General features: G+C 37.1%; 15 protein-coding genes. All 15 read left to right on the top strand.

Annotated features, from left to right (window positions below; translation table 11 throughout):
* The first annotated feature begins 3 nt into the window (after nt 1-3).
* Entirely contained in the window at nt 4-630 is a 627-nt protein-coding gene (locus QS62_RS02260; protein WP_066105292.1) for a protein-L-isoaspartate(D-aspartate) O-methyltransferase, read from the top strand.
* On the top strand, nt 627-1,202 hold the full coding sequence (locus tag QS62_RS02255) for a YqaA family protein (protein WP_066105287.1): 576 nt from the start codon (nt 627-629) through the stop codon (nt 1,200-1,202). The genes QS62_RS02260 and QS62_RS02255 overlap by 4 nt, the downstream gene beginning before the upstream one ends.
* 23 nt (nt 1,203-1,225) lie before the next feature.
* Nucleotides 1,226-2,431 carry a murein hydrolase activator NlpD gene (nlpD, locus tag QS62_RS02250; protein WP_066105284.1) on the top strand — a complete coding sequence of 402 codons (1,206 nt, stop codon included), beginning with the start codon at nt 1,226-1,228 and terminating at the stop codon, nt 2,429-2,431.
* A gap of 130 nt (nt 2,432-2,561) precedes the next feature.
* The gene (gene mioC, locus QS62_RS02245) at nt 2,562-3,011 is read left to right on the top strand and encodes an FMN-binding protein MioC (RefSeq protein WP_066105282.1); all 450 of its coding nucleotides are present in this window, start codon (nt 2,562-2,564) and stop codon (nt 3,009-3,011) included.
* Nucleotides 3,012-3,395: 384 nt separating this feature from the next.
* Nucleotides 3,396-5,285: a tRNA uridine-5-carboxymethylaminomethyl(34) synthesis enzyme MnmG gene (mnmG, locus tag QS62_RS02240; protein WP_066105280.1), complete on the top strand. Its 1,890-nt coding sequence runs from the start codon at nt 3,396-3,398 to the stop codon at nt 5,283-5,285.
* A 1-nt stretch (nt 5,286) separates the two neighbouring features.
* Nucleotides 5,287-5,916, top strand: a complete 630-nt coding sequence (gene rsmG / locus QS62_RS02235) for a 16S rRNA (guanine(527)-N(7))-methyltransferase RsmG (protein WP_066105277.1) — start codon at nt 5,287-5,289, stop codon at nt 5,914-5,916.
* A gap of 229 nt (nt 5,917-6,145) precedes the next feature.
* Nucleotides 6,146-6,472 carry an ATP synthase subunit I gene (locus QS62_RS02230; protein ID WP_231923670.1) on the top strand — a complete coding sequence of 109 codons (327 nt, stop codon included), beginning with the start codon at nt 6,146-6,148 and terminating at the stop codon, nt 6,470-6,472.
* Between the two features lie 44 nt (nt 6,473-6,516).
* Nucleotides 6,517-7,326, top strand: coding sequence for a F0F1 ATP synthase subunit A (gene atpB / locus QS62_RS02225; protein ID WP_066105270.1), 810 nt, complete (start codon nt 6,517-6,519; stop codon nt 7,324-7,326).
* A 56-nt stretch (nt 7,327-7,382) separates the two neighbouring features.
* Nucleotides 7,383-7,637, top strand: a complete 255-nt coding sequence (gene atpE, locus QS62_RS02220) for a F0F1 ATP synthase subunit C (protein WP_013746002.1) — start codon at nt 7,383-7,385, stop codon at nt 7,635-7,637.
* A gap of 55 nt (nt 7,638-7,692) precedes the next feature.
* Nucleotides 7,693-8,163 carry a F0F1 ATP synthase subunit B gene (gene atpF / locus QS62_RS02215; RefSeq protein WP_066105266.1) on the top strand — a complete coding sequence of 157 codons (471 nt, stop codon included), beginning with the start codon at nt 7,693-7,695 and terminating at the stop codon, nt 8,161-8,163.
* Between the two features lie 12 nt (nt 8,164-8,175).
* Complete coding sequence (gene atpH, locus QS62_RS02210; RefSeq protein ID WP_066105263.1) at nt 8,176-8,709, top strand: F0F1 ATP synthase subunit delta; 534 nt, start codon at nt 8,176-8,178, stop codon at nt 8,707-8,709.
* A 12-nt stretch (nt 8,710-8,721) separates the two neighbouring features.
* Nucleotides 8,722-10,263, top strand: coding sequence for a F0F1 ATP synthase subunit alpha (gene atpA / locus QS62_RS02205; protein ID WP_066105260.1), 1,542 nt, complete (start codon nt 8,722-8,724; stop codon nt 10,261-10,263).
* Nucleotides 10,264-10,290: 27 nt separating this feature from the next.
* Nucleotides 10,291-11,157, top strand: coding sequence for a F0F1 ATP synthase subunit gamma (atpG, locus tag QS62_RS02200; protein WP_066105257.1), 867 nt, complete (start codon nt 10,291-10,293; stop codon nt 11,155-11,157).
* Nucleotides 11,158-11,177: 20 nt separating this feature from the next.
* Nucleotides 11,178-12,551 (top strand): F0F1 ATP synthase subunit beta, encoded by a 1,374-nt coding sequence (gene atpD, locus QS62_RS02195; protein ID WP_066105254.1) that lies wholly within the window; start codon nt 11,178-11,180, stop codon nt 12,549-12,551.
* A gap of 38 nt (nt 12,552-12,589) precedes the next feature.
* On the top strand, nt 12,590-13,015 hold the full coding sequence (locus tag QS62_RS02190; protein ID WP_066105249.1) for a F0F1 ATP synthase subunit epsilon: 426 nt from the start codon (nt 12,590-12,592) through the stop codon (nt 13,013-13,015).
* Nucleotides 13,016-13,205: the final 190 nt, after the last annotated feature.

Genomic DNA, 13,205 nt, shown 5'->3' with positions numbered 1-13,205 from the left:
TTTATGTCCGTTGAACAACAACGTTTGGTAAAAGAACTTTATCAACGAGGAATTACTGACGAAAAGGTATTACAGGCAATTTATGAAATACCGCGTCCATTCTTTGTTGAAGAAATTTTTAGCAAACATAGCTATGAAGATATGCCTTTACCTATTGGTGAAGGGCAAACAATTTCTCAACCTTACGTTGTTGCCAAAATGACAAGTTTGTTAGAACTCAAACCAACGGACAAAGTACTGGAAATCGGTACAGGTAGCGGCTATCAAACAGCCATTCTCGCTAAATTAGTACAGCAAGTTTTCAGTATTGAAAGAATTAAAAATTTACAATGGCGAGCTATGCACCGTTTTAAAAAACTCGATTTGCATAATATTCGCTTAAAACATGGTGATGGCTGGGAGGGCTTAAAAGGGCATTCTCCATTTAATGCCATTCTGGTAACGGCGGCGCCATCGCAAGTTCCTACTGCACTATTGGAACAACTTGCTGATGGTGGTCGATTAGTGTTACCTGTCGGTGATGAAAATCATCAAGTATTACAAAGAATTACTCGGATTAATGACAAATATAAAGTCGAAAATATTGAGGAGGTTAAGTTTGTGCCTTTAGTCAAAGGAGATATTCTATGAATTTGTTTGGTCGTTTATATGACAAAACAATGAAATGGTCAAAACACCAATTTGCATTTTATTGGTTATTATTTGTTAGCTTTATTGAAGCCATCTTTTTCCCTATTCCACCTGATGTCATGCTGGTTCCTATGTCAATGTCAAAACCTAAAAAAGCGCTACATTATGCTTTTTATTGTGGTTTAGCTTCTACCATTGGCGGTATGATCGGTTTTGCAATTGGTTATTATGCATTTGATTTAATTAAAGATTATATTGTGCAATGGGGTTATCAAGCTCATTGGGATACCGCCGTTTCTTGGTTTGAACGTTGGGGAATTTTAGTGGTATTTGTCGCTGGATTCTCACCTATTCCTTACAAAGTTTTCACTATTTGTGCTGGCGTAATGAATATGGCGTTTTTACCATTTGTGATTACTGCGTTCGTTTCACGTACTGCGCGTTTTTTATTAGTAGCAAAATTATCAGCTTGGGGTGGAGAACGTTTTGCTGCACAATTGCGCAATTATATTGAAATCATTGGCTGGGCCGTTGTAGTATTAGCAGTCTGTGCCTACTTCCTCTTGAAATAACCATTTATTTAATAGGAATATTTATGAAACAATCTTTTTTACTTGTTCCAGTGCTTGCAGCCATTCTTGCTGGTTGTAGCAGTAATAATTCTGCACCAGTTGAAGATGCGGATGGAACCTTAACACCTGGAATTATGCAATCTGTTGGCAACGATAGTAACTCTACTTGGGAACCACAAGTGCAACAACAGCAAATGCCAACAGATATGATGGCAACAACACCTGCTGCAACATCAACACCAACACAGCAACCTGCTGTTAGCCAACCACAACCAACTTATCAACAACCAGCTCCAGCGCCAGTGACTACCGCACCAAAACCAGTTGCAGCTGCACCAGCAGCAAAACAACAGGTATCACAAGATTTCACTATTCCAAGAAATCCACAAACTAACGCGCCAGACTATAGCAAAATAGATAAAGGTTTCTATAAAGGTTCCACTTATACTGTTCGCAAAGGCGACACTATGTTCTTAATTGCCTATATTTCAGGTATGGATGTACGTGATTTAGCGGCGTTAAATAATATTCCTGAACCTTATAAATTAAGTGTAGGACAAACTTTAAAAGTAAGTAATAACGCTGCAAGTGCGGCTACGGCATCAGCTCCTGCGGCAACAACATCAACAGCTGCTGCAACAGCACAACCGCAACAACCTGCAGTAACTTATACTCCTGGCCCTAATGGTACAGCTTATGGATCAGACGGTACTATTGTTGGCCCAATTAAATCTACTGCTGGTACAATACCGCCGGCAACCAATAATTCTACCAATACTGTTCCTGTTACTGTTGAACCAACCACAACTGTCAGCCAACCAGTTGCTACAATGCCGGCAGCAACAAGTAATACCAGTAATATTACTTGGATTTGGCCAACTAAAGGTAACGTGATTCAAGGATTCTCTAATAGCGATGGTGGTAATAAAGGGATCGATATTGGTGGTTCTCGTGGACAGGCTGTTTATGCTGCAGCACCAGGTCGTGTCGTTTATGCAGGTAACGCATTAAGAGGTTATGGTAACTTAATTATCATTAAACACAATGATGATTATCTTAGTGCTTACGCGCACAATGAAACTATCTTAGTGAAAGATCAGCAACAAGTTACTGCCGGTCAGCAAATCGCTAAAATGGGGAGCTCTGGTACCAATAGCGTGAAACTTCACTTTGAAATTCGCTATAAAGGAAAATCTGTTAACCCAACAACCTACCTTCCAAGAAACTAATTTTAGTTGTTATTCATAAAACGGCATTTTTATCCTAAAAAGTGCCGTTTTTTATTATAAATTAACTGTCAATCCCCTATTTTTTCGTTACCATACAAATCTATTTGTTTGCACAATAAAAGGAATTACTATGACCTCAATTTGTATTATCACTGGCAGTACCCTTGGTGGAGCTGAGTATGTAGCAGAACACATCGAAGATTGTTTACAACAAAAAAATTTCTCCACCAAAATTCATCATGGGCCCGAATTAAATCAGGTGATCGAGGATAAAATTTGGTTAGTTGTAACATCTACGCATGGCGCTGGCGATTTACCTGATAACTTACAACCACTCTTTACACAATTAATGGAACAACAACCTGATCTTTCCGAGTTGCGTTATGCTGTTGTTGGTTTAGGAAATAGTGATTACGATACCTTCTGTTTCGCTGTAGATCATGTAGAAAATGATCTAAATAACTTAAAAGCTAAACAAATTTGTCCATCATTAAGGATCGATGTTTTAAACAGCTCAGATCCCGATATTGATGCAGAAAATTGGTTGCCTACTTTTATAGATCAATTAAATATTGCATAAAATAACAGCATGATCTTCTGTGGATAACTTGCTTATTTTCCGTTATAAAAACTGTTTTTTTCCTGAATATAAGCTTGGATCTTTTTTAATCTGTGGATAACTAAGGCTTTTATCCACAAGAAAGATCACATTCTTACTGACGATCTTAACAAAGAAAAAAAGATCCTATCCTATTAAAATCATTAGCAAAAATTTAGCTCTCCACAAAGATCTACTGATCTAATAATAAGAATAATAAAAAGATCTCTATATAAAGATCTTATAGTACTTATAGCGATCCTCGGTTAGATCATCGAAAAAATTTCTTTTTAACAGATCCACAAATTTCAGTTAAAATAGCCAAATTTTCTGATCATTCTATCAATTTCACTTTTTAGGTTTTTTATGTTTTATCCAAATAACTATGATGTCATTGTTGTTGGAGGTGGACACGCGGGTACAGAAGCCGCTTTAGCTCCAGCAAGAATGGGTTTAAGAACACTATTAATTACTCATAATATAGACACATTAGGACAAATGTCCTGTAATCCAGCAATCGGTGGGATCGGTAAAGGTCATCTCGTAAAAGAGATCGATGCTTTAGGTGGTTTAATGGCTTATGCTACTGATAAAGCTGGGATCCAATTTCGTACACTAAATAGCAGTAAAGGTCCTGCAGTACGAGCAACTCGAGCACAAGCAGATCGTGTGTTGTATCGTCAAGCAGTAAGAACTGCATTAGAAAATCAACCTAATTTAGATCTTTTCCAACAAGAAGTTACGGATATTTTAGTTGAAAATGGCCATGTTACTGGTGTTACTACTAAAATGGGGCTTACTTTTAAAGCAAAAGCCGTAGTATTGACTGCTGGAACATTCTTAGCTGGTAAGATCCATATCGGTTTAGATAATTATGAAGGTGGACGAGCAGGCGATCCTGCTTCTGTTCGTTTAGCAGAACGTTTACGCGATCTTGATTTACGTGTTGCTCGTTTAAAAACGGGAACACCACCTCGTTTAGATGCGCGTACAATCGATTTTTCTGTATTAAAACAACAACATGGTGATGATGTACTACCTGTTTTCTCTTATATGGGCAGTGTAGATGAGCATCCAAGACAAGTACCTTGCTATATCACGCATACCAATTTAAGAACACATGACATTATTCGATCTAATTTAGATCGCAGTCCAATGTACACAGGGATCATTGAAGGGGTTGGTCCGCGTTATTGTCCATCGATCGAAGATAAAGTAATGCGATTTGGCGATCGCAATGGCCATCAGATCTTTTTAGAACCAGAAGGTTTAACCAGCAATGAGATCTATCCAAATGGGATCTCAACTAGTTTGCCATTCGATGTACAAATGGGGATCGTTAATTCAATGCAAGGATTAGAAAATGCAAGGATCGTTAAACCGGGATATGCAATTGAATACGATTACTTTGATCCAAGAGATCTAAAACCTTCTTTAGAAACAAAAGCGATCAACGGTTTATTCTTTGCTGGACAGATCAATGGTACAACAGGGTATGAAGAAGCTGCTGCACAAGGAATTTTGGCTGGCTTAAATGCAGGACTTCATGTTCAAGATAAAGAAGCTTGGTATCCACGTCGTGATCAAGCTTATATCGGGGTATTAGTCGATGATCTTTGTACATTAGGAACTAAAGAGCCTTATCGTGTCTTTACTTCTCGTGCAGAATATCGTTTGTTGTTACGTGAAGATAATGCTGATCTTCGTTTAACAGAAATTGGTCGATCATTAGGTTTAGTTGATGATGCACGTTGGGCAAGATTCAATCAAAAATTAGAAAATATTGAATTAGAACGTCAACGTTTAAAACAAATTTGGATTCATCCTCGTTCAGAACATTTAGCGGAAGTTAATGCAGTATTAAATTCACCATTAATGCGTGAAGCTAGTGGTGAAGATCTATTACGTCGTCCAGAGATGAATTATGAAAAACTTTGTTCTTTGACTCCGTTCCAACCGGCAATGGCGGATAAAGAAGCTGTAGAACAGGTTGAAATTTCAATTAAATACCAAGGCTATATTGAACATCAAAACGAGGAAATTGAGCGTCATAAACGACACGAAAACACCTTGATTCCAGAAAAATTTGATTATACTGCAGTAGTAGGTTTATCAAATGAAGTGCGAGCTAAATTAGAACAACATCGTCCAGTGTCAATTGGACAAGCTTCTCGTATTTCAGGTATTACACCGGCAGCGATTTCGATTTTATTGGTGTATTTGAAAAAGCAAGGTATGTTGAAACGTGGGGAATAAGATGTTACTTGGCAAATTAACGCAATTATTAGCGCAAGCCAATATTTCTTTGACCGATCAGCAAAAAGCTCAACTAGTGAAGCTAGTTGAGCTTTTACATAAATGGAATAAGGCTTATAACCTAACTTCTGTGCGTGATCCACAAGAAATGTTGGTGAAACATATTTTAGATAGTTTAGTGGTAAGCCCTTTTTTAAAAGGTGAGCGTTTTATTGATGTTGGAACAGGTCCTGGTTTACCAGGATTGCCATTGGCAATTATTAATCCGACTAAAAAGTTCTATTTATTGGATAGCTTAGGCAAGCGTATTAGTTTTATTCGTAATGCTATTAGAGAGTTAGGTTTAACTAACGTAGAGCCAATTCTTAGCCGAGTAGAAGATTATCAGCCAGAACAAAAGTTTGATGGTGTTTTAAGTCGTGCTTTTGCCTCGTTACAAGATATGACTGATTGGTGCCAACATTTACCGAATGAAAATGGTATTTTTTATGCTTTGAAGGGGCAATATCAAGAAGATGAAGTCAAAATGTTAAATGATGACTTTCAAATTATTGATGTTATTAAATTAACTGTCCCAGAACTGGTAGGTGAAAGGCATTTAATATGTGTTAAATCTGTAGCAAAAATTTAACAAAAAAGTACATAAAGAAAAAAAGAAACATAAAAGTTAAATTTTTTCTTAAAAATGTTAACTTTGTAACACTTTTATAGTATTAAATTGATTGCATAAAATAGAACTCCTCGTATAATTGATGGTGTTTGAAAGGGCGTTAAAGCCCTTATATTTAGTAGTAAGTGTCCAAAATATGTCAATTTGGTTTAGTCATACTAAAACACTGTATAAAAAAGTATTCATAATAATGGCAATTTTTATTGCCGTTGTTTTTGTTGGATTGTATCCATTTCAATCTATTTATGCTTGGGCTTTTCTATTTGGTGCTCTAATTGGCTTGATTCCACAGATCTTATTTGTTGGATTTTTGCTATTTAGAGGATTAAACACGCCTCAAGTGAATAAAGTTAAAGTGTTATATCAAGCAGAACTTTTTAAAGTTTGTATAACAATTTTGTTTTTCGTGATGTTGTTTGTCATAGATAAAACAATTTCACCACTGGGTCTATTCGGTGGTTACTTTAGTGTAATCATATTGAATAACCTATTGCTGTTTAGTTTGCGAAAACAGTAGCAATTTTAATAAATTAGCATCTTAACAAATCAGTAGGAACAAATATGTCTGCAGAAGGTTCAACTCTCACTTCTATGGAATATATCAACCACCACCTTGGCAATCTTAAAGCTGGTGAAGGTTTCTGGTCATTCCATTTCGATACCCTTTTATTTTCTGTTATTTGCGGTGTAGCATTTTTATATGTGTTTTACCGCGTAGCACAAAAAGTTACCACAGGAAAACCAACCAAATTACAAGCAGCTGTTGAGATCTTAGTTGAATGGATCAATGGCATTGTGACTGAAAACTTCCATGGTAGTCGTAATGTGGTTGCGCCATTAGCGTTAAGCATTTTTGTTTGGGTATTCTTAATGAATACTATCGACTTAGTTCCTGTTGATTACTTACCTAAATTAGCAGCAATTTTATCAGGTGATGATCACATCCATCTTCGTGCTGTACCAACAACAGATATGAACTTAACCTTCTCATTAGCGTTAGGTGTATTTGTTTTAATTATTTTCTATACAATCAAGTCTAAAGGTGTTAGTGGTTTTGTTAAAGAATACACAATGCACCCATTCAATCATTGGGCATTAATCCCTGTAAACCTTATTCTTGAATCTGTAACATTACTTTCTAAACCAGTGTCATTATCTTTGCGTCTATTCGGAAATATGTACGCTGGTGAATTAATCTTCATTTTGATCGCTGTGATGTATTCAGCCAATATGTTGGTTGCTGCGATGGGTATTCCATTACAAATCATTTGGGCAATCTTCCACATTTTAGTTGTTACATTACAAGCATTTATCTTTATGATGTTAACTGTGGTTTATTTAAGTATTGCTTACAATAAATCTGAACATTAATTGTTTTTTTAACCTCAGCATCTTTGCTGTTATCTTTAACCAAACTGGAGAAAAATATGGAAACTGTAATTAGTGCAACAATTATCGCTGCATCTATCATGTTCGCTTTTGCTGCTTTAGGTACCGCTATTGGTTTCGGTATCTTAGGGGGTAAATACTTAGAATCAGCAGCTCGTCAACCAGAGTTAGCAAACTCTTTATTGACCAAAATGTTCATTGTTGCTGGTTTACTTGATGCGATTGCGATGATTGCGGTAGGTATCGGTTTATACTTTGCGTTCGCAAACCCATTCGTTTCATTGTTAGGTTAATACATAACGGTTACTCTGTTATAGAGTAAATCACCAACTTCATAGGAGGTCCGTTGTGAATATCAACGCAACATTAATTGGACAAACAATTGCCTTTATCATCTTTGTATGGTTCTGCGTTAAATATGTTTGGCCACCGATTATTAAAGCTATTGAAGAGCGTCAAGCGCAAATTGCTAATGCGTTAGCTGCAGCTGAAGTAGCGAAAAAAGAACAAGCGGATACGAAAGCACTGATTGATAAAGAAGTCAATGCGGCTAAAACGCAAGCTCAATCTATTATTGATGCAGCAAATCGTCGTCGTAATGAAATCTTGGCGGAAGTTCAAACTGAAGCAGAAGCATTAAAAGCGAAAATTGTTGAACAAGGTTATGCTCAAATTGAAGCAGAACGTAAACGTGTTCAAGAAGAGTTACGCGTTAAAGTTGCTTCGCTTGCTGTTGCTGGGGCAGAAAAAATCGTTGCTCGCAATATTGATGAAGCCGCTAATAATGACATCATCGATAAACTCGTGGCTGAATTATAAGGAAGGTAAGCTATGTCAGAATTTACTACAGTAGCTCGTCCTTATGCAAAAGCGGCTTTTGATTTTGCAGTTGAACATGATCAATTGGCTCAGTGGCAAACAATGTTAGGTTTTGCGGCAGCTGTAGTTACTGATGATAGTATGCAAAATATATTAGTCAGCGATTTATCAGCAACTAAAATTGCCGATCTAATAGTGAAAATTTGTGGTGATCAATTAGATCAATACGGTGAAAATTTTATCCGTATTATGGCTGAGAATAAGCGTTTACAAGTATTGCCAGCCGTTTTAGCACAATTTAAAGAGTATGTGGATGATTACCAATCAACCACAGAAGTTTATGTTACCTCCGCTTTTCCATTAAGTGATGAGCAACAACAAAATATTATTACTGCGATGGAAAAAAGGCTTGCTCGTAAAGTTAAATTAAATTGCAATGTGGACAGTACCTTAATTGCTGGTGCAGTTATTCGTACCGATGAATTTGTCATTGATGGAAGTAGTCGTGGTCAAATTGCTCGTTTAGCTAATGAGTTGCAATTGTAAGAGGAAAAAAAGATGCAACTAAATTCTACAGAAATTAGTGAACTGATTAAAAAACGTATTGCCCAGTTTGAAGTCGTTAGCGAAGCACGCAATACTGGTACAATCGTTTCCGTGAATGATGGTATTATCCGTATTCATGGTTTAACTGAAGTAATGCAAGGGGAAATGATTGCATTACCTGATAACCGTTATGCTATTGCATTAAACTTAGAAAGAGATTCAGTAGGTGCGGTAGTAATGGGACCTTATGCTGATTTAGCAGAAGGTATGGAAGTTCAATGTACAGGCCGTATTTTAGAAGTTCCAGTTGGTCGTGGCTTATTAGGACGTGTGGTAAACACCTTAGGTCAGCCAATTGATGGTAAAGGCGAAGTTGAACATGATGGTTTCTCTCCAGTTGAAGTTATTGCTCCGGGGGTAATTGATCGTAAGTCTGTTGATCAACCAGTACAAACTGGTTATAAAGCAGTGGACTCAATGATTCCTATCGGTCGTGGTCAACGTGAGTTGATTATCGGTGACCGTCAAACTGGTAAAACCGCTTTAGCAATCGATGCAATTATTAATCAACGTGATTCAGGTATTAAATGTGTTTACGTTGCTATCGGACAAAAAGCATCAACAATTGCTAACGTTGTACGTAAATTAGAAGAACATGGCGCATTATCAAATACTATCGTAGTAGTTGCGTCAGCAGCAGAATCAGCAGCGTTACAATATCTTGCTCCATATGCAGGTTGTGCAATGGGTGAATATTTCCGTAACCGCGGTGAAGATGCATTAATCGTTTATGATGATTTATCAAAACAAGCTGTAGCTTATCGTCAAATTTCATTGTTATTACGTCGTCCACCTGGACGTGAAGCATTCCCTGGTGATGTGTTCTATTTACACTCACGTTTACTTGAACGTGCAGCACGTGTTAATGCTGATTTCGTAGAACGTTTCACTAACGGTGAAGTGAAAGGTAAAACAGGTTCATTAACTGCATTACCAATCATTGAAACACAAGCTGGGGACGTATCAGCATTCGTACCAACAAACGTAATTTCAATTACCGATGGTCAGATCTTCCTTGAAACTAACCTCTTTAACTCAGGTATTCGTCCTGCGGTTAACCCAGGTATTTCGGTTTCTCGTGTGGGTGGTGCAGCGCAAACTAAAGCGATGAAGAAATTGTCAGGTGGTATTCGTACGGCACTTGCACAATATCGTGAATTAGCAGCGTTTGCTCAATTTGCATCTGATTTGGATGATGCAACTCGTAAACAACTTTCTCATGGTCAAAAAGTAACTGAATTATTGAAACAAAAACAATATTCACCAATGACTGTTGCTCAACAATCTTTAGTGTTATTTGCTGTTGAATTTGGCTACTTAGACGATGTTGATTTAAGTCGTATCGGTTCATTTGAATCTGCATTATTAGAATATGCACAAAATAATTACGGCGAGTTTATGCAAGAGTTGACCAAAACAGGTAACTATGATGATGCTGTAAAAGATACCTTAAAGGCAATTTTAGACTCATTTAAACAAAACGGTGCATGGTAATTACCAAAGACGTAACGGAGAGATGAAATGGCAGGTGCGAAAGAGATAAGAACCAAAATCGCCAGTGTACAAAGTACACAAAAAATTACTAAGGCGATGGAAATGGTTGCTGCCTCCAAAATGCGTAAAACGCAAGAACGCATGTCTTCTTCACGTCCGTATTCTGACACAATACGTTACGTAATTAGCCATGTATCAAAAGGTAGCATTGGATATAAACACCCTTTCTTAGTGGAAAGAGAAGTAAAAAATGTTGGTTACATTATCGTTTCAACGGATCGTGGATTATGTGGCGGTTTGAATATTAATGAATTCAAACGCGTTATGAATGAAATGAAAGCGTTTAATGATAAGGGTGTCGGTGTTCAGCTAAGTTTGATCGGTGCTAAAGCAATTAATTTCTTCCAATCATTAGGTATTGCGAAGATCATTTCGCAAAACTCAGGGATTGGTGATACACCTTCAGTGGAAGAATTAATTGGTACTGTAAATACAATGGTAGATGCTTTTAGAAATGGCGAAGTCGATGAAGTTTATCTCGTATTTAATAAATTTATTAATACGATGTCGCAAAAACCAATTCTAGAAAGATTACTTCCATTACCTTCTTTGGAAAACGATCGTTTACAAAAAGGTATTTGGGATTATATCTATGAGCCAGATCCGAAAGTATTACTTGATAGTTTATTGATTCGTTATATTGAGTCACAAGTTTATCAAGCAGCAGTAGAAAACTTAGCATCTGAGCAAGCGGCGAGAATGGTGGCGATGAAAGCCGCTACGGACAATGCAGGTAACTTGATTAAAGACTTACAACTTGTCTATAACAAAGCTCGTCAAGCAAGCATCACAAATGAATTAAATGAAATTGTCGCTGGTGCGGCTGCAATTTAAAGTAGATTAGAGGAATGATAATGGCAACTGGAAAAATTGTACAAATCATCGGTGCCGTCATTGACGTTGAGTTTCCACAAGATGCAGTGCCAAAAGTATATGAAGCCTTAAATGTTGAAACTGGGCTCGTACTTGAAGTACAACAACAATTAGGTGGTGGTGTTGTACGTTGTATTGCAATGGGATCTTCAGACGGATTAAAACGTGGTTTAACTGTAACCACAACTGGAAACCCAATTTCTGTTCCTGTTGGTACAGAAACATTAGGTCGTATTATGAACGTACTTGGTGAACCTATTGATGAATTAGGACCAATCGGTGAAAAAGAACGTTGGTCAATTCACCGTGCAGCACCAAGCTATGAAGAACAAGCAAACAGCACAGAATTATTAGAAACTGGTATCAAAGTTATCGACTTAGTTTGCCCATTTGCGAAAGGGGGTAAAGTTGGTTTGTTTGGTGGTGCTGGTGTAGGTAAAACCGTTAATATGATGGAGCTTATCCGTAATATTGCGATTGAGCACTCAGGTTATTCTGTGTTTGCAGGGGTAGGTGAACGTACTCGTGAAGGTAACGACTTCTACCACGAAATGCAAGAATCTAACGTATTAGATAAAGTATCACTTGTTTACGGACAAATGAATGAGCCACCAGGTAACCGTTTACGTGTTGCATTGACTGGTTTGACAATGGCGGAAAAATTCCGTGATGAAGGTCGTGATGTACTTTTCTTCGTTGATAATATTTATCGTTATACCCTTGCTGGTACCGAAGTATCTGCGTTACTTGGACGTATGCCATCTGCGGTAGGTTACCAACCAACCCTAGCTGAAGAAATGGGTGTATTACAAGAACGTATTACTTCAACTAAGACTGGTTCTATTACCTCTATCCAAGCGGTATATGTTCCTGCGGATGACTTAACTGACCCATCTCCAGCAACAACCTTTGCTCACTTGGATGCGACAGTGGTATTAAGCCGTCAAATTGCATCATTAGGTATTTATCCTGCGGTGGATCCATTAGATTCAACTTCACGTCAATTAGACCCACAAGTTGTTGGTCAAGAACACTATGAAGTTGCTCGTGGCGTACAATCTATCTTACAACGTTATAAAGAGTTGAAAGATATTATTGCGATTCTTGGTATGGATGAACTTTCAGAAGAAGATAAATTAGTGGTAGCACGTGCTCGTAAAATTGAACGTTTCTTATCACAACCATTCTTCGTTGCGGAAGTATTTACAGGATCACCAGGTAAATATGTGCCATTAAAAGAAACAATTCGTGGCTTTAAAGGTATTTTAAACGGTGAATATGACCATATTCCTGAACAAGCGTTCTATATGGTTGGTTCAATCGATGAAGTATTAGAAAAAGCGAAAAAAATGTAATTGCTCCTAAGGCAAATCACTCGCTAAGGAGATAAATAATGGCAACTTTTAATTTAACTGTTGTAAGTGCGGAAGATAAAATATTTTCAGGTGTTGTTGAAAGTATTCAAGTAACAGGAAGCGAAGGGGAATTAGGTATTCTTGCTGGCCATACCCCGTTATTAACTTCGATTAAACCGGGCATTGTGAAAATTATGCAAGAAGGTAAAGAAGAAGTTATTTATGTTTCTGGTGGTTTCCTTGAAGTTCAACCTGGAAATGTGATCGTCTTGGCGGATACCGCGATTCGAGGAGAAGAGCTAGATAAAGAGCGAATTCTTGCTGCGAAACGTCGCGCTGAAGAAAATATTCGTAGTTCACATAAAGATGGTAATTATGAGCTTATGGCATCTAAACTTTCTAGAGAACTTGCGAAATTACGTGCTTATGAATTAACTGAAAAATTAGTTAAAAATAAACGTTAATATTTACGCTTTTAATGTATTGACCAAAAACCAGCTATGAAACATAGCTGGTTTTTTCTTATACAGCTTGTATAAAATTAAAACATCAGCTACTAAAAATAATTCTCATTCAATGTAAAGCATTGATTTATATCATATTTTTTTAAATATTTTATCTTTCTAAAAGGCTAACTCTATATAATTACCCCGT

The sequence above is a fragment of the Gallibacterium salpingitidis genome, assembly GCF_001678495.1.
GTDB classification, from domain to species: domain Bacteria; phylum Pseudomonadota; class Gammaproteobacteria; order Enterobacterales; family Pasteurellaceae; genus Gallibacterium; species Gallibacterium salpingitidis.
The sequence above is the reverse complement of the archived record's forward strand: the minus strand, read 5'-3'. Positions and strand labels throughout refer to the sequence as shown.

What these genes read in the sequence shown, in the direction of transcription:
- QS62_RS02260 (WP_066105292.1), top strand. Translation starts at nt 4, where the DNA reads ATGTCCGTTGAACAACAACGTTTGGTAAAAGAACTTTATCAACGAGGA.
- QS62_RS02255 (WP_066105287.1), top strand. Translation starts at nt 627, where the DNA reads ATGAATTTGTTTGGTCGTTTATATGACAAAACAATGAAATGGTCAAAA.
- nlpD (WP_066105284.1), top strand. Translation starts at nt 1,226, where the DNA reads ATGAAACAATCTTTTTTACTTGTTCCAGTGCTTGCAGCCATTCTTGCT.
- mioC (WP_066105282.1), top strand. Translation starts at nt 2,562, where the DNA reads ATGACCTCAATTTGTATTATCACTGGCAGTACCCTTGGTGGAGCTGAG.
- mnmG (WP_066105280.1), top strand. Translation starts at nt 3,396, where the DNA reads ATGTTTTATCCAAATAACTATGATGTCATTGTTGTTGGAGGTGGACAC.
- rsmG (WP_066105277.1), top strand. Translation starts at nt 5,287, where the DNA reads ATGTTACTTGGCAAATTAACGCAATTATTAGCGCAAGCCAATATTTCT.
- QS62_RS02230 (WP_231923670.1), top strand. Translation starts at nt 6,146, where the DNA reads ATGGCAATTTTTATTGCCGTTGTTTTTGTTGGATTGTATCCATTTCAA.
- atpB (WP_066105270.1), top strand. Translation starts at nt 6,517, where the DNA reads ATGTCTGCAGAAGGTTCAACTCTCACTTCTATGGAATATATCAACCAC.
- atpE (WP_013746002.1), top strand. Translation starts at nt 7,383, where the DNA reads ATGGAAACTGTAATTAGTGCAACAATTATCGCTGCATCTATCATGTTC.
- atpH (WP_066105263.1), top strand. Translation starts at nt 8,176, where the DNA reads ATGTCAGAATTTACTACAGTAGCTCGTCCTTATGCAAAAGCGGCTTTT.
- atpA (WP_066105260.1), top strand. Translation starts at nt 8,722, where the DNA reads ATGCAACTAAATTCTACAGAAATTAGTGAACTGATTAAAAAACGTATT.
- atpG (WP_066105257.1), top strand. Translation starts at nt 10,291, where the DNA reads ATGGCAGGTGCGAAAGAGATAAGAACCAAAATCGCCAGTGTACAAAGT.
- atpD (WP_066105254.1), top strand. Translation starts at nt 11,178, where the DNA reads ATGGCAACTGGAAAAATTGTACAAATCATCGGTGCCGTCATTGACGTT.
- QS62_RS02190 (WP_066105249.1), top strand. Translation starts at nt 12,590, where the DNA reads ATGGCAACTTTTAATTTAACTGTTGTAAGTGCGGAAGATAAAATATTT.